Raw genomic sequence first — 14,048 nt, 5'->3', positions numbered from 1 at the left:
TCGGAGGCCGCCCGGGCCCGCACCGGGCCCGCACGCCTCGGGTTCGGGGTGCCGCCGGGTCCGGTCAGTGCTCCGGCGGGCCCGGTCCGCCCCGGTCGGGCTCGTACGGCGGAACGTCGCGCCCCGGCTGATAGTGCGGGCCCTGGCGGATGCGGTGGACGATGACGCAGAGGTCCGTGACCGCGACGGCCAGCAGCACCCCGCAGGCGATCGCCCAGCCGGGGCGTCCGGTGATCACGAAGGCCACCAGACCGAACAACGCCCAGCCCATGCCCCATAGACTCAGTACGAGTCGCATCCGCAGGGGACTGCGTGCAGTGGACGGTTCACTCCCGGTACGCATCGGCATCTCCTCCCCTCCCAGCATGACCCCGCGGCGCGGCGCACGGAAATCCATACGGGACGGACGACGGGGAGCGGGCAGTGCACATGGCGGAGCAGGGGAACGCGGCATGGGGTGACAGGGTCGCTCGCCGGGCCCGGGTACGCGGCGTCCTGCTGGGCGGTGCGATCGGGGATGCGCTGGGCAACCCGGTGGAGTTCCTCTCGCTCGGCGGGATCCGCCGCGCCCACGGGGAAGGGGGCGTACGGGGACCCGTCGCGGACGCGGACGGTGTCGTCGGCCGGATCACGGACGACACCCAGATGACGCTCTTCACCGTCGAAGGGCTGATCAGGGCCCGTGCCCGGGCCCGGTCCAAGGGCATCGGGGGCGCGGAGGCCGAGCTCGTGCGCAACGCCTATCTGCGCTGGCTCGACACCCAGAACCACCCCGCGCCGCCCGTGCGCGGCGGGACGGACACCGTGCGGACCGGATGGCTCAGGCAGCAGCCCTGGCTGTACGCGCGCAGGGCTCCCGGCAACGCCTGTCTGACGGGGCTCGCGGTGGGTCATGTGCCCGTCGCCGGCACGCCGTTCGAGGTGCCCGGGCCGGTCAATCCGCAGTCCAAGGGCTGCGGCACGGTGATGAGGTCGGCCCCCTTCGGGCTGCTGGGCGAGGACGCCGGGACGGGTTTCGAGCTGGCCGCCCGGTGTGCGCAGATCACGCACGGGCACCCCACGGGGGTGTACGCGGCAGGAGCACTCGCCGCGATCGTCACGCATCTGCTGGCCGGGGACTCCCTGGAGGGCGCGGTACTGCGCGCCATGGACCTGCTGGCGCGCCACCGCGGCCACGAGGAGACGACGGCCGCGTTGCGCGCGGCGGTCGACCTGGCCGCCCTCGGCGGTCCGAGTGCCGAGCGGGTGGAGTCCCTGGGAGCGGGCTGGGTCGCCGAGGAAGCTCTCGCCATCGCCGTCTACTGCGCGCTCGCACTGCCCGGCGCGGACGACGTCGGCGAAGCGCTGCTGCTCTCCGTCAACCACTCGGGCGACAGCGACTCCACCGGTTCGGTCTGCGGCAACCTCCTCGGCGCGCGGCACGGCGACGTACGGCTGCCGGCCGCGTGGCTGGCCCGTACCGAGGGCCGGTCCGTGATCGCCGAGCTCGCCGACGACCTGTGCCTGGAGCTCGAGCAGCCGGTGGCGTGGCCCGAAGGCCGCTACCCGGAGTGCTGACGGGGCACTGTCCGTCACGATCCGGGAACGGCGCCGGGCGCCCGCACGTTCCGCCGGTATGAGCGGACAACTGATACGTCAGGGACATACGGGGACGGGACCGGGTTCCATCACGCCGGACGGCTGCGCGGTGGAGCTGTACGCGCGGCTGTCGGCCGGGAGCGAACCGGACGTGATCGCGGCGGCACTGCCCGCCGGAGCGAGCGTGCTGGAACTGGGCTGCGGTGCGGGCCGGGTGACGCACCCTCTGGTCGCGCGGGGCTTCTCGGTGACCGCGGTGGACGAGTCGCCGCAGATGCTGGACCGCATCCGCGGCGCCCGCACCGTGCAGAGCCCGATCGAGTCGCTGGACCTCGGCGAGGAGCGGTTCGACGCGGTCGTCCTCGCGTCGTTCCTGGTGCACACGAGCGATCACCGGGTCAGGGAGGGGCTGTTGCGGACCTGCCGTACGTACGTCAAGGACGACGGGGTCGTGCTCATCCAGCGGGAGGGCGCCGATTACCACTCCGATCTGCCGCGGGAGCGTGAGGACCGGCCGGCGGGCTGCACCATACGGCTCGTCTCGGCGGAGCCCGTGGGTGACGGGATCAGCGAGGTGCGCGCCGAGTACGTCTTCGAGGACGCGCGGTGGACCCAGACGTTCCGGTCGCGGAAGCTCTCCGTGGAGCAGTTCGAGGGGTATCTGGCAGAGGCCGGACTCGGTGTGGAGCGCTATCTCACCGACGACGGTGTCTGGGTGAGAGCCCGCCCCGACCTACCCCGAAGAAGCCCGACCCGCCCTGAAGAAGGGTGAAGCGGCGGCCCGGAAGCCGATGAGATTCCGGCCCGGGTGCGGTCTGCCTCTGTGAATGCGCCGGAAAGGCGAAGCGGCCCGTTCCGCCTCCAGCCGGTACCGGCGTACGTCCCCCATGACGACCTTCGAGGAGACCTCCGTGTCAGAGACCACCGCTGCCGTCGCCGCTCCCACCGCATCCGTAGCCGCACCCGCCGCCGCGCCGAGTGGCGGCCGGCGCGTCGCCCTGGACACGGCCCGCGTCGTCCTCGCGCTGTTCTTCGGATTCAGCGCGGTGGCCAAGATCATGGCCCATGAGTCCGCCGTGCAGTCCTTCGACCGGATGGGCTGGGGCAGCGGGGCGATGTACACGATCGGCGGTCTGGAGACGGCCGGCGCCGTGGCCCTGCTGGTCCCCCTCCTGGCCGGTGTGGCGGCGATGGCCCTCGCCGGGCTGCTGGCCGGTGCCTCGATCGTCCAGCTGACCCTGCTCGACCCGCCGAACGCGGTCATGCCCGCCCTGCTCATCGCCGTGGTCGTACTCATCGCCCGGGACCGGAAGGACCGGACCGCGGAGTTGGCCGCGCTGCTCCGCGGCCTGACGGCTGCGCGGCGCGGCGGTCAGTGAACGAAGCGGTAACTGCGCCAGGGCAGGCTCCGCGGGGCATTGGTGTCGGTGAACGTGGTCGCCACATAGGCGGTACCTCTGCCGGTGCAGTCGCGGGTGGGGTAAAGGATCATGTCGATCAGCGTCCCGTTGGCGACCTTGTCCGCACCCGCGGGCGCCATGCGGTGGCATCCCTTCACCGACGGGCTGTTCTCACTGACGATCCGGTCCCGCTCGGTGGTGTAGGTGACCGGACCGACGGCGGTACGGCCGAGACCGGAGCATCCGGTGACGGTGAGGGTGAGCAGGGCCGCCCCGACGGCGATGCCGACGCGGCGGCGCCGTCGGGGATCGATGGGGCTCGCGGTCGCGGTGACGGACATGGGCGGGTCCTCGTCTGCTCGTCCGGCTCATCGGTACGTCACGGGGACGTGCTGGCGCTGGCCACCCTGCCCGCTTCCCGCGGCCCCGGCATCCGGTGCGCGGCCGGTCGGGGCCACGGGCACCCGGACAGGGGTTCGACGGGTGTACATACCGGGCATATCGTGTTAGTAGAGCGTGATGTAAGGCGCTCTCCGACATGAGGGGCCGTGATGGTCGAGGACGTGGTGATCGCAGCGGTGGCAGCCGTGTCGGGCTGCGCGGTGTACGCGATGGCGGCGGCCCGGGTGGTGAAACAGTACGAGCGGGGTGTCGTGCTCCGGCTCGGAAGGCTCCACCACCAGGTGCGCGCCCCGGGCTTCACCATGATCGTTCCGGGCATCGACCGGCTCCGCAAGGTGAACATGCAGATCGTGACGATGCCCGTGCCCGCCCAGGACGGGATCACGCGGGACAACGTCACCGTGCGAGTGGACGCCGTCATCTACTTCAAGGTCGTGGACGCGCCGAGCGCCGTGATCGAGGTGGAGGACTACCGGTTCGCGGTCTCCCAGATGGCGCAGACGTCCCTGCGGTCGATCATCGGCAAGAGCGACCTGGACGACCTCCTCTCGAACAGGGAGAAGCTCAACCAGGGGCTGGAGCTGATGATCGACAGTCCGGCGGTCGGCTGGGGCGTACAGATCGACCGTGTGGAGATCAAGGACGTGTCGCTTCCGGAGACCATGAAGCGCTCCATGGCCCGGCAGGCCGAGGCCGACCGGGAGCGGCGCGCGAGGGTCATCAACGCCGACGCGGAGCTGCAGGCTTCGAAGAAGCTGGCCCAGGCGGCCCAGGAGATGTCCAGCCAGCCCGCCGCGTTGCAGCTGAGGTTGCTGCAGACGGTGGTCGCGGTCGCGGCCGAGAAGAACTCCACCCTGGTGCTGCCGTTCCCCGTCGAGCTGCTCCGCTTCCTGGAGCGGGCGCATCAGGACTCTCCGCCGCAGGTTCCCGCGGGGCAGCCCGAGCGGATGGAGAAGCCGCCGTTCGACGAACGGCCGCCGACGCGGGCGCAGCAGCGAGGAGAGCCGCCGGAGGGAGACCTGCCGGGCGGGGAGCCCTCCGGGGAAGAGCCCTCGGGGGAGGGGTCGCCACCCGAGGAGCCGCAGCGGGCCGGTCCCTCCCCGTACGAACCGTCCCCGTACGAGCCCTCCCCGTACGGGGACGAGCCGAAGCGGCCGGAGCCGTCGCACGGGCCCGAGGGGGAGCAGTCGTACAGCGGCGCGCACACGACGAAGCCCCTCACACCGCACTGACCCACCACGGCCCTGTCCTGTGTCCCTTCGCCCGCCCCGACCTGTGCAAACACCTGGCCGGGGCGGGCGTTGTCGTACCTCCCGCCTAGACTCGCGAGGACAGGCGACCACAGACGAAGCACGGCCGGGCGGACGCGGAAGGGGGCGGGCGGCATGGCACAGCAGGTGCGGCAGGACGCGGCCGTCGACCGGCTGCTGCGGTGCGCGGCGGTGTTCCTGCCGGCGGCGCTGCCCCGGGACGGGCGGGTCGCCTTCTGGGACCCCGAAGGCACCGCCGACCTCACGGGTTTCGACGGTTCGTTCTCCGTGGAGCGGCCGGCCGGCCCCGGCGAGCCCACCGGTACGGCCGGCGAGCTGACGGTCGTCGGGCGGCACGGCGCGCACGGTGCCCGCCGCCGCACGGTGCCCGCCGTCGTGCTGTCCGTCTCCGACGCCGTTCCGCTGCTCGCCCGCGCCCGGCACCGCGCCGTGGCCCATCCCGCCACCCGCGCATGGGGCGCCGCCGCACTCCACGCGCTCACCCTGGTGGCGCGCGGAAGGCTGCTGCCCGGCCTGACGGCCGACGACCACGACGCCTGGCGGGCCGGCCCGCGCGATGCCGAGGACATAGCCCATCTGCGGGCCGTCGCCGCCGCCATGCCGCCCGAGGGCCACGCGGCCCCGCTGGACGGCACGCCCCTGCGCGTCCCCGAGCCCCAGGCCCTGCTCGGGGCCTTCCTCGACGCCGTCGCCGACACCCTGCCCCGGACGCCCGCCGCGGCCCATGCGATGGGGCCGGCGTTCGCCGCCCGTGAGGCACAGCAGCTGACCGACGCCCGCGCCTGGGCCGTCGAGGTGGCCGCCGGCCTCGACGCCGGAGTCCGAGTCTCCCTGCGGCTCGACCTGTCCGCGTACGACCTGTTCGACTCCGCAGTCACCGCCGACTCCGCGGGTGGATCCGACTCCGCGGACGCTTCCGGCACCCGGGAGCACGGCGCGGACGAGGAGGGACACCGGCCTCCGGCCGCCGCGCGGCACGCCGCCGCCGCTGTCACGCAGGTGCACAGCCTCGCCGACCCCACGTACGTCACCGACGCGGCCACCCTGTGGAGCGGCGGGGCCGGCGAGCCGTTCGGGCCGCGGGCCAGGATCGACGCGGTGCTCGCGCTGCGCCGCGCGGCCCGCGTCTGGCCCCCGCTGGAGAGGCTGCTCGACCAGCCCGTACCCGACGTCCTCGCCCTCACGGAGGAGGAGCTGTACGAGCTGATCGGTGACGCCGGGGTGAGACTGGCCGCGGCGGGCGTCGCGGTCCACTGGCCCCGGGAGCTCGCCCGCTCGCTCACCGCCGCGGCCGTCGTCCGGACCGCGCCGGGCTCGGCCACCGACGGCACCTCCTTCTTCGACGCCGAGCACCTCTTCGCGTTCAACTGGCAGCTGTCCCTGGGCGACGAGCAGCTCACCGAGGCCGAGATGGACACACTGGCCGAGGCCCACCGGCCGGTGGTGCGGCTGCGTGACCAGTGGGTGGTCGTGGACCCGGCGCTCGTGAGGAAGGCGCGTAAGCGGGAGCTCGGTCTGCTGGACCCGGTGGACGCGCTCGCCGTCGCCCTGACCGGCAGCGCCGAGGTCGACGGCGAGCAGGTCGACGCGGTTCCGGTCGGCGCCCTCGCCGCGCTCCGCGCGCGCATCCTCGACGAGGACGCCACCCTGCCGCCGCCTCCCGGCCTCGACGCCACCCTCCGCGACTACCAACTGCGCGGCCTGGCCTGGCTCGACCGGATGACCTCGCTCGGCCTGGGCGGCTGCCTCGCCGACGACATGGGGCTGGGCAAGACCATCACCGTCATCGCGCTCCATCTGCACCGCGCCCACCCGGCCCCCACCCTCGTCATCTGCCCCGCCTCCCTCCTGGGCAACTGGCACCGCGAGATCAACCGCTTCGCGCCCGGCGTCCCCGTACGCCGCTTCCACGGCACCGACCGGACCCTCACCGACCCGGACGGCGGCTTCGTCCTCACGACCTACGGCACGATGCGGTCCAGCGCGGACCGGCTCGCCGGGCACACGTGGGGACTCGTCGTCGCCGACGAGGCGCAGCACGTGAAGAATCCGCACTCCTCCACCGCCAAGGCGCTGCGCACCATCCCGGCCCCGGCCCGCGTCGCACTGACCGGCACGCCCGTGGAGAACAACCTCTCGGAGCTGTGGGCCCTGCTCGACTGGACCACCCCCGGGCTGCTCGGTCCGCTCAAGGCCTTCCGCGCCCGGCACGCCCGGATCGTCGAGAACACCGGCACCGCGGCAGGGCTGGGCAACGAGGAGGCGGTGGAACGGCTCTCACGGCTGGTCCGCCCCTTCCTGCTGCGCCGGAAGAAGTCCGACCCGGGCATCGCGCCCGAGCTGCCGCCCAAGACGGAGACGGACCACCCCGTCTTCCTCACCCGTGAGCAGGCGACGCTCTACGAGGCGGCCGTCCGCGAGACGATGGCCTTCATCGAGCAGGCGGAAGGCATCGCCCGGCGCGGACTGATCATGAAGCTGCTGGGTTCGCTCAAGCAGATCTGCAACCACCCCGCGCAGTACCTGAAGGAGGAGCCGACCCGGCTCGCCGGACGCTCGGGCAAGCTCGCCCTGCTCGACGAACTCCTCGACACGATCCTGTCCGAGGGCAGCTCCGTCCTGATCTTCACCCAGTACGTCTCCATGGCCCGCCTGCTCTCCGCCCACCTCGCCTCCCGCGCCATCCCCTCCCAGCTGCTGCACGGCGGTACGCCGGTGCCCGAACGGGAGCAGATGGTGGACCGCTTCCAGTCCGCCGAGGTCCCCGTCTTCCTGCTCTCCCTCAAGGCGGCGGGCACCGGACTGAACCTCACCCGGGCCGCCCACGTCATCCACTACGACCGCTGGTGGAATCCGGCGGTCGAGGAGCAGGCCACCGACCGCGCCTACCGCATCGGCCAGACCCAGCCCGTGCAGGTGCACCGGCTGATCGCGGAGGGCACGGTCGAGGACCGGATCAGCGAACTGCTGGAGTCCAAGAGGGTTCTCGCCGACGCGGTGCTCGGCTCCGGCGAGGCCGCCCTGACCGAGCTCAGCGACCGTGACCTGGCCGACCTCGTCTCACTGCGGAGGACGGCATGAGCCCCGGGGCGGGTCCCCGTCCGGCGGCCCGCCCCGGCCCCGACGACCTGCGGCGCACCTTCGAGGCGGTGCCCGCCCGTGCGGCACACGCCGACGGCTCCTTCGCGGACAGCTGGTGGGGCCGGGCCTGGGTGGACGCCCTGGAATCCCTGTCGATGGACGAGGGCAGGCTCGCCCGCGGGCGTACGTACGCCGACGGCGGTCATGTCGCGGCGATCACCGTGACACCCGGCCGGGTCATCGCCTACGTCCACGGCAGCCGCCCCCGCCCGTACCGCGCGGAGCTGCGCCTGCGCACGTTCTCGGCCTCCGACTGGGACACCTTCCTGGACGCCGCAGCGGCACGGCCCGGGCATCTGTCCGCCCTGCTCGACAAGGAGATGCCGCACTCCCTGGTCGACACGGCGGGGGAGACCGGAATCCGGCTGCTGCCAGCCCCCGGCGACCTCGACCCCGACTGCTCCTGCCCGGACCGGGGCTGGCCCTGCAAGCACGTGGCGGCGCTCTGCTTCCAGACGGCCCGGCTCCTGGACAGCGACCCGTTCGTCCTCCTGCTGATGCGCGGCCGGGGCGAGCGCGAACTCCTCGACGAGCTCGGCCGCCGCAACGCCGAGCACTCCGCCCGCGAGCGACCCGCAGCCCCCGCCATGCCCTCGGTCCCCGCGGTCGAGGCCCTGGCCGACCGCTTCCTGCCCCCGCTCCCCGCACCGCTGCCCGTGCCGCCGCATCCCGGGCAGCCACCCTCCTACCCGGACCTGCCCGGCGCCCACGACCCGCTGTCCCTGGACCACCTCGCCTCGGACGCGGCGGCCCGCGCCCACACGATCCTGACCACCGGCGACGATCCGCTCGCCGGGCTCAGCACCTGGCAGGACGCGGTGCGCATCGCCGCGTCCCGGCCCACCGCCGGGCTGACGGCCACCACCCGGGCGCTCTACCGCGAGCTGGCCTTCGCCACCGGCCGCACCACCACCGACCTGGCGCGTGCCGTCGCCGCCTGGCGCCAGGGCGGAGCGGAGGGACTGTCCCTGCTGGAAAGCCCATGGGATCCACCGGCCGGCCCGTTCGACCGCGCCCGCCCCGCCCTCGCCGCGGCCGACTTCCCACGCTTCCAGCCCTGGCGCAACCACCTGACCAACGCCGGGGGCACCCTGCAGCTCCGCTTCGGTCACGACGGCCGCTGGTACGGCTACGAGTCGGACCCGGGTGCGGACGACTGGTGGCCCCGTGCGACCCCGGACACCGACCCGGTGGGCGCGCTCACGGCGCTGCGGGGCTGACGCGCGGTCAGCTCTGTGCGCGGGGGGAGGGAAGGAGACCGCACCTCGGCCGCTTACGCGGCGAACGGGGCGTGGACAACGCCGCGGATCGCCCCTCGGGAGTCTGCGGTGCACGCGCCGTACACCGGGGCCGTCGCGCAGTGCGCACGGGCTCGGAGCACCGGTCGCCCAGCACCCTGCGCGGGCAGGTCACACCGCACGGACGACCTGCTCGGCGCCCGCACACCGCGTGCGACGCCGCCCCCGGCCCGGCCCGGCCGGGGCCCTCCGCCGGGCCGGGACCGCCCTCCTCCACGGTGGCCCCGACCGGCTCGGGCGAGGCGAACCGTGTGTGGACGGGGGCCGGCAGGTCGCGCGGCTCACTGGCGGTATCCGCTGAGGAAGCGGCCGATGCGGCTGATCGCCGCGTCGAGATCGTCGGCGTGGGGGAGGGTCAGGATCCGGAAGTGGTCCGGGCGCGGCCAGTTGAAGCCGGTGCCCTGCACCACCTGGATCTTCTCCTGCAGGAGCAGGTCCAGCACGAACCGCTCGTCGTCGACGATGTCGTGCACCTTCGGGTCGATGCGGGGGAACGCGTACAGCGCGCCCTTCGGCTTCACGCACGAGACCCCGGGGATCTCGTTCAACCGCTCCCAGGCCCGGTCGCGCTGCTCGTGGAGCCGGCCCCCGGGAGCGACGAGTTCCCGGATCGACTGACGCCCGCCGAGTGCCGCCTGGATCGCGTACTGCGCGGGGGCGTTGGGGCACAGTCGCATGGAAGCGAGCATGGTGAGCCCCTCCAGATAGCTGCGGGCGTGCTGCTGCGGACCCGACACCACCATCCAGCCGGACCGGAACCCCGCGACGCGGTACGTCTTGGACAGCCCGCTGAAGGTGAGGCAGAGCAGATCCGGGGCCAGCACCGCCACGGAGTGGTGCTCCGCGTCGTCGTACAGGATCTGGTCGTAGATCTCGTCCGCGAACACCATCAGGCCGTGCCTGCGCGCCAGATCGAGCATGCCTTCGAGGATCTCGCGGGGGTAGACGGCGCCCGTCGGGTTGTTCGGATTGATGATCACCACGGCCTTGGTGCGGTCGGTGATCTTCGAGGCCATGTCGGCGAGGTCCGGGTTCCAGTCCGCGCCCTCGTCGCACATGTAGTGCACGGCCTTGCCGCCCGCGAGGGTGGTGACGGCGGTCCACAGGGGGAAGTCGGGGCTCGGGATGAGGATCTCGTCGCCGTCGTCCAGGAGTGCCTGGACGGACATGGAGATCAGCTCGGAGACACCGTTCCCGAGGTAGACGTCGTCGACGTCGACGTCGGTCAGGCCCATCGCCTGGTAGCGCTGAGCCACGGCACGGCGCGCGGAGAGGATGCCGCGCGAATCGGTGTAGCCGTGCGCCTGCGGGAGCATCCGGATCATGTCCTGGACGATCTCCTCGGGGGCCTCGAACCCGAACAGTGCCGGATTGCCCGTGTTGAGGCGGAGCACGCTGTGGCCCGCCTCCTCGAGGGCGTTGGCCTGTTCGATGACAGGACCCCGGATCTCGTAACAGACCTCGTTGAGCTTGCTGGACTGCCGGAACTCCATGCGGTGCCTCCCCGACCCGAATTGCGATACTTGGTTTTACCAAGCTGGAGCTTGGAAAGTCCAACAACATGTCTAGACTGCGTCGCATGCCACGTCAGCAGCAGCCAGCGACACGCCCCGTCCGCCGCCGGAGTTACGACCAGTTCTGCGCCACCGCCCGGGCCCTCGACTCCGTCGGGGACCGGTGGACGCTGCTGATCGTGCGTGAACTGCTGGGCGGTCCGCGCCGGTACACGGATCTGCACGCCGACCTGCCCGGGGTCAGCACCGACGTGCTGGCCTCCCGGCTCAAGGACATGGAGCAGGGCGGGCTGGCTGTGCGCCGCCGGCTGCCGCCGCCCGCCGCGGCCTCGGTGTACGAGCTGACCGAGCACGGCCGCGGACTGCTCCCGGTCCTCACCGCGCTCGCCGGGTGGGGTGCGCCCGCGCTCGCCGAACGCCGCCCCACGGACGCGGTGCGGGCCCACTGGTTCGCCCTGCCGCTGCTGCGCGCCCTGGACGGCCTCACGCATCAGGGGGTCGTCGAGGTCGGGGTGGACGAGGGGGAGTTCCACATCCGTACGGGCGGGGGCGCGGTGGGGGAGGATGCGTACGGGTACGGTCCCGCCGCGGACCCGGACGCCCGCCTCGTCCTCGGTTCCGCTCTCTGCCTCGCACTCGGGCGCGGCGAGCTGACCCTCGCCGAAGCGGTCCGGGAGGGCCGCGCCGAAGTCCTGGGCGAGGGTCCGCTCGCCGTCGAGCTCCGTGGCGGCCGATGACCGCGCCGTCGGCGCTATGCGGGCAACTCGCGCGTAGCGTGGGCATGTTCGATGGGCCCGGGTGCGGAGGGAGTCGGTCATGAGGTTCTGCGGTACGGGCGGTGCGAGGAAGCGGGTCGCGCTGCGCAAGGTCGTGCTCGTGGGGATCTGCGTGGCTGCGCTCGGCCTCGTGCCGGCAGCGGCGGTCGCGACACCGGGCAGTGGTGTGAGCGGCACGGTCGTCGCCGAGGGGACGTCCGAGGGCAGGCTGAAGGTGAAGACCCCCAAGGGCCCCACGGACGTGACCTTCCGGCGGATCACGGTGGAGCCCGGCGGCTCCACCGGCTGGCACACCCATCGCGGACAGCTGATCGCTGTCGTCAAGTCCGGGACGCTGACACGGACCCTCGACGACTGTTCGGTCGAGGTGACACCCGCGGGGACGTCGTTCATCGAACCGTCCGGGGTCGACCACCGGCACATCGGGCGCAACCTCGGCACGGAACCCGTCGTGCTGTGGGTGACCTACCTGCTCCCCGAGGGCAGCGCACTCTCCGACGACGCCGACGAGGCGGACTGCCCGGGAACCTCGCCGTGACCGGCCCCGCACGGTGACCGGCAGCCCCTCGCCCGGGACGGGGCGCGGCCGCCGCGTCGACGGACGTCACCGCCGTGCCCGCGTCCGCCGTGCCCGGCTCAGAAGACCGCGTCCGCCACCGCCGCACCGGCGAAGGAGAGCCCGACCCCAGCCCCGACGCTGAGCAGCAGATAGCCCCCCGCCAGTCCCAGCCTGCGGGCGGAGCCGAGCGTCAGGAACTCGTAGGAGAAGGTCGACCAGGTCGACAGAGCGCCGCAGAACCCCGTGGCCAGGAGAAGCTGGAGCCGCGGTCCGAGATCGCCGTCCGTGGCCCCCTGTGCGACGAACCCCAGCAGCAGGGCCGCGCTCGCGTTGGCGGCGAACGTGCCCCACGGGAAGACGCTGTGGAGGCGGAACTTGGCGTCCACCCCGAGCAGGTAGCGCAGCGGTGCCCCGACGAGGGCGCCGGCGAGCACGAGCAGCCAGTCGGTCATCACGCACCGTCCCGCGTGCGGTAGCCGTGTCCGAAGGCGGCGTGCGTGGCGACGGCACCCGCCGTCACCGCGGCCAGGGCCGCCACCACCGTCAGCAGCATGCAGCCCACCGCGTAACCGGGACTGCCCTCGTCGAAGAGCTGGCGCACGTTGTCGGTGTAGTGCGAGAACGACGTGAAACCACCGAGCACCCCGGTGCCGAGCAGCGGGCTGATGAGCCGGGGCGCGGTGGGGAAGCGCAGTTTCAGGGTGACCATGAGGACACCCATGAGGAAGCAGCCGACGGTGTTGACGAGCAGGATCGTCCAGGGGAAGTCCGACGGGCCGGTGGGCCAGAGGAGCTCGGCGCCGTAGCGGGCGGCGGCCCCTGCGGCTCCGCCGACGGCGACCGCTCCCACGACGGAGAGCTGGACGCCGGGATGGTGATCGGGGTGCGAGTGGGTGTGCAACGCCATCTTCTGGAGCATGCCGACACCGTATTGGGCTAAATCCGGCGATAGGGGATAGGCGTGGGCGGGTGGGTGTGCCGGGCCCTGGATGGAGCAATAGGCCTCGCCGATTGCCGGGAAATGGACTTCAGTGATCATTGTCGTCCATTCCGGGCGCCGGTCGGCCCGAGGTGAGTGGTCGGCGTCCCGCCCTCGTGTCACCGAACGCTGGAGTGCTCCGTGCCCGTCGCAGAACCGGAACTCGTCGGGAAGCTCGAGCGGCGGCAGCCCTCCGCGTTTCTCCTGGCCTCCGCCCGCGGAGTGGGACAGGTCGACCTCCAGCCCACCCTGTGGACCGGATTGATCATCCTGGCCGGACTCTGGAGCGCGGGCTGGCGCATCGGCCTCTTCTCGACCCTGGGCACCCTCGTCTCGACGGCGACCGCCTACGCGCTCGGCGCGGACCGGTCGGGCATCGCACTGGGTCTGCAGGGCTACTGCGGCTGTCTCACCGGCATCGCACTCGTCACATCGCTGGGCGACCATGCCGCCACCTACGTGCTCGCCGTGGTCGGCGCGATCGTCTGCACGCTCCTGATGGCGGCGCTGACCACCTTCCTGGCCCCGTACGGACTGACCGCGCTCACCGCACCGTTCTGTCTGGTCTCCGGCGTCATGGTCCTCGGCGCCCCGTCCTTCGACCGGATCTGGCACGGCGCCCCGAACGCCGTCTCCAGCACCACCGGCGGAGACACCGGGATCTCCTGGGACGACCTGTGGCACGCCTTCTTCACCAATGTGTCGCAGGTCTTCCTGGTCGACGAGTGGTACGTCGGGCTCATCATGCTCGTCGGCCTGGCCTTCGCCGGAGTCCGCGTGGTCCTGTTCGCGGCGGCGGGCAGCGTCGCCGGCATCGTGGCCGCGTGGGCACTCGGCGCCCCCACCTCGCTGATCTCCAACGGAATCTACGGGTACAACGCCGTGCTCGTGGCCATCGCCGTCGGCGCGGTCTTCCTCACCAGCACGGTCTGGAACGGCGCCTATGCACTCTTCGGCGCCGCCGCGACCACCGGGCTGACAGCCTCTCTGACCTCGCTGTTCAAGCCGTTCGGCGGCCACACCTTCACCTGGCCGTTCATCCTCACGACCTGGGTGCTCATGGCGGCCGTCCCCCTGCTGCCCCGCCTCCGCCGCAGCGGCTGACCCCTCGTCCCCGGAATCCCCTCCCC

Annotated in this window: 14 protein-coding genes; 9 read left to right on the top strand and 5 right to left on the bottom strand. The window is 72.6% G+C overall.

All coding sequences use genetic code 11. From position 1 onward, the window contains the following. Positions 1-64: 64 nt before the first annotated feature. The gene (locus tag OG927_RS07850) at positions 65-298 is read right to left on the bottom strand and encodes a DUF6343 family protein (RefSeq protein ID WP_242413196.1); all 234 of its coding nucleotides are present in this window, start codon (positions 296-298) and stop codon (positions 65-67) included. A gap of 131 nt (positions 299-429) precedes the next feature. On the opposite strand from OG927_RS07850, the gene OG927_RS07845 reads away from it, so the two are divergent. The 3 genes from OG927_RS07845 to OG927_RS07835 all read left to right on the top strand — a co-directional run bounded on the left by OG927_RS07845 (position 430) and on the right by OG927_RS07835 (position 2,957). Beyond that, complete coding sequence (locus tag OG927_RS07845; RefSeq protein ID WP_056783809.1) at positions 430-1,557, top strand: ADP-ribosylglycohydrolase family protein; 1,128 nt, start codon at positions 430-432, stop codon at positions 1,555-1,557. 58 nt (positions 1,558-1,615) lie between these two features. After that, positions 1,616-2,350, top strand: coding sequence for a class I SAM-dependent methyltransferase (locus OG927_RS07840; RefSeq protein WP_056783804.1), 735 nt, complete (start codon positions 1,616-1,618; stop codon positions 2,348-2,350). Between the two features lie 139 nt (positions 2,351-2,489). Further along, positions 2,490-2,957, top strand: a complete 468-nt coding sequence (locus OG927_RS07835) for a DoxX family protein (protein WP_274922957.1) — start codon at positions 2,490-2,492, stop codon at positions 2,955-2,957. Here OG927_RS07835 and OG927_RS07830 read toward each other — a convergent pair. Then, positions 2,951-3,319 carry a hypothetical protein gene (locus OG927_RS07830; protein ID WP_056783800.1) on the bottom strand — a complete coding sequence of 123 codons (369 nt, stop codon included), beginning with the start codon at positions 3,317-3,319 and terminating at the stop codon, positions 2,951-2,953. The genes OG927_RS07835 and OG927_RS07830 overlap by 7 nt on opposite strands. Before the next feature lie 210 nt (positions 3,320-3,529). Here OG927_RS07830 and OG927_RS07825 point away from each other — a divergent pair, with 210 nt between their 5' ends. The 3 genes from OG927_RS07825 to OG927_RS07815 all read left to right on the top strand — a co-directional run bounded on the left by OG927_RS07825 (position 3,530) and on the right by OG927_RS07815 (position 9,012). Next, positions 3,530-4,612, top strand: a complete 1,083-nt coding sequence (locus OG927_RS07825) for an SPFH domain-containing protein (RefSeq protein WP_330319893.1) — start codon at positions 3,530-3,532, stop codon at positions 4,610-4,612. Positions 4,613-4,765: 153 nt separating this feature from the next. After that, positions 4,766-7,732, top strand: a complete 2,967-nt coding sequence (locus OG927_RS07820) for a DEAD/DEAH box helicase (RefSeq protein WP_330319892.1) — start codon at positions 4,766-4,768, stop codon at positions 7,730-7,732. Next, entirely contained in the window at positions 7,729-9,012 is a 1,284-nt protein-coding gene (locus tag OG927_RS07815) for an SWIM zinc finger family protein (protein WP_319104074.1), read from the top strand. The genes OG927_RS07820 and OG927_RS07815 overlap by 4 nt, the downstream gene beginning before the upstream one ends. 359 nt (positions 9,013-9,371) lie before the next feature. On the opposite strand, the gene OG927_RS07810 is transcribed toward OG927_RS07815, so the two are convergent. Beyond that, a complete protein-coding gene (locus OG927_RS07810; protein WP_056783791.1) occupies positions 9,372-10,583 on the bottom strand; it encodes a pyridoxal phosphate-dependent aminotransferase in 1,212 nt (403 codons plus the stop codon). Between the two features lie 86 nt (positions 10,584-10,669). Here OG927_RS07810 and OG927_RS07805 point away from each other — a divergent pair, with 86 nt between their 5' ends. Both OG927_RS07805 and OG927_RS07800 read left to right on the top strand, forming a co-directional pair. Beyond that, positions 10,670-11,341, top strand: coding sequence for a winged helix-turn-helix transcriptional regulator (locus tag OG927_RS07805; RefSeq protein WP_241191933.1), 672 nt, complete (start codon positions 10,670-10,672; stop codon positions 11,339-11,341). A gap of 79 nt (positions 11,342-11,420) precedes the next feature. Next, entirely contained in the window at positions 11,421-11,918 is a 498-nt protein-coding gene (locus tag OG927_RS07800) for a cupin domain-containing protein (RefSeq protein ID WP_330319891.1), read from the top strand. A gap of 98 nt (positions 11,919-12,016) precedes the next feature. Here the strand turns inward: OG927_RS07800 and OG927_RS07795 are convergent, their stop codons facing one another. Together OG927_RS07795 and OG927_RS07790 are read right to left on the bottom strand one after the other, a co-directional pair. Next, positions 12,017-12,391 carry a fluoride efflux transporter FluC gene (locus tag OG927_RS07795; RefSeq protein WP_330319890.1) on the bottom strand — a complete coding sequence of 125 codons (375 nt, stop codon included), beginning with the start codon at positions 12,389-12,391 and terminating at the stop codon, positions 12,017-12,019. Beyond that, the gene (locus OG927_RS07790) at positions 12,391-12,858 is read right to left on the bottom strand and encodes a fluoride efflux transporter FluC (protein ID WP_330319889.1); all 468 of its coding nucleotides are present in this window, start codon (positions 12,856-12,858) and stop codon (positions 12,391-12,393) included. The genes OG927_RS07795 and OG927_RS07790 overlap by 1 nt, the downstream gene beginning before the upstream one ends. A gap of 201 nt (positions 12,859-13,059) precedes the next feature. Between OG927_RS07790 and OG927_RS07785 the strand changes: the two genes are divergently transcribed. Continuing rightward, entirely contained in the window at positions 13,060-14,022 is a 963-nt protein-coding gene (locus tag OG927_RS07785) for an urea transporter (RefSeq protein ID WP_330319888.1), read from the top strand. Positions 14,023-14,048: the final 26 nt, after the last annotated feature.

The organism is Streptomyces clavifer, assembly GCF_036345975.1.
Taxonomy (GTDB): Bacteria; Actinomycetota; Actinomycetes; order Streptomycetales; family Streptomycetaceae; genus Streptomyces; species Streptomyces clavifer.
This window is presented reverse-complemented; position numbering and strand designations above follow the sequence as displayed.

What these genes read in the sequence shown, in the direction of transcription:
- OG927_RS07805 (WP_241191933.1), top strand. Translation starts at nt 10,670, where the DNA reads ATGCCACGTCAGCAGCAGCCAGCGACACGCCCCGTCCGCCGCCGGAGT.
- OG927_RS07800 (WP_330319891.1), top strand. Translation starts at nt 11,421, where the DNA reads ATGAGGTTCTGCGGTACGGGCGGTGCGAGGAAGCGGGTCGCGCTGCGC.
- OG927_RS07825 (WP_330319893.1), top strand. Translation starts at nt 3,530, where the DNA reads ATGGTCGAGGACGTGGTGATCGCAGCGGTGGCAGCCGTGTCGGGCTGC.
- OG927_RS07850 (WP_242413196.1), bottom strand. Translation starts at nt 298, where the DNA reads ATGCGACTCGTACTGAGTCTATGGGGCATGGGCTGGGCGTTGTTCGGT.
- OG927_RS07840 (WP_056783804.1), top strand. Translation starts at nt 1,616, where the DNA reads ATGAGCGGACAACTGATACGTCAGGGACATACGGGGACGGGACCGGGT.
- OG927_RS07845 (WP_056783809.1), top strand. Translation starts at nt 430, where the DNA reads ATGGCGGAGCAGGGGAACGCGGCATGGGGTGACAGGGTCGCTCGCCGG.
- OG927_RS07820 (WP_330319892.1), top strand. Translation starts at nt 4,766, where the DNA reads ATGGCACAGCAGGTGCGGCAGGACGCGGCCGTCGACCGGCTGCTGCGG.
- OG927_RS07830 (WP_056783800.1), bottom strand. Translation starts at nt 3,319, where the DNA reads ATGTCCGTCACCGCGACCGCGAGCCCCATCGATCCCCGACGGCGCCGC.
- OG927_RS07790 (WP_330319889.1), bottom strand. Translation starts at nt 12,858, where the DNA reads ATGCTCCAGAAGATGGCGTTGCACACCCACTCGCACCCCGATCACCAT.
- OG927_RS07810 (WP_056783791.1), bottom strand. Translation starts at nt 10,583, where the DNA reads ATGGAGTTCCGGCAGTCCAGCAAGCTCAACGAGGTCTGTTACGAGATC.
- OG927_RS07795 (WP_330319890.1), bottom strand. Translation starts at nt 12,391, where the DNA reads ATGACCGACTGGCTGCTCGTGCTCGCCGGCGCCCTCGTCGGGGCACCG.
- OG927_RS07815 (WP_319104074.1), top strand. Translation starts at nt 7,729, where the DNA reads ATGAGCCCCGGGGCGGGTCCCCGTCCGGCGGCCCGCCCCGGCCCCGAC.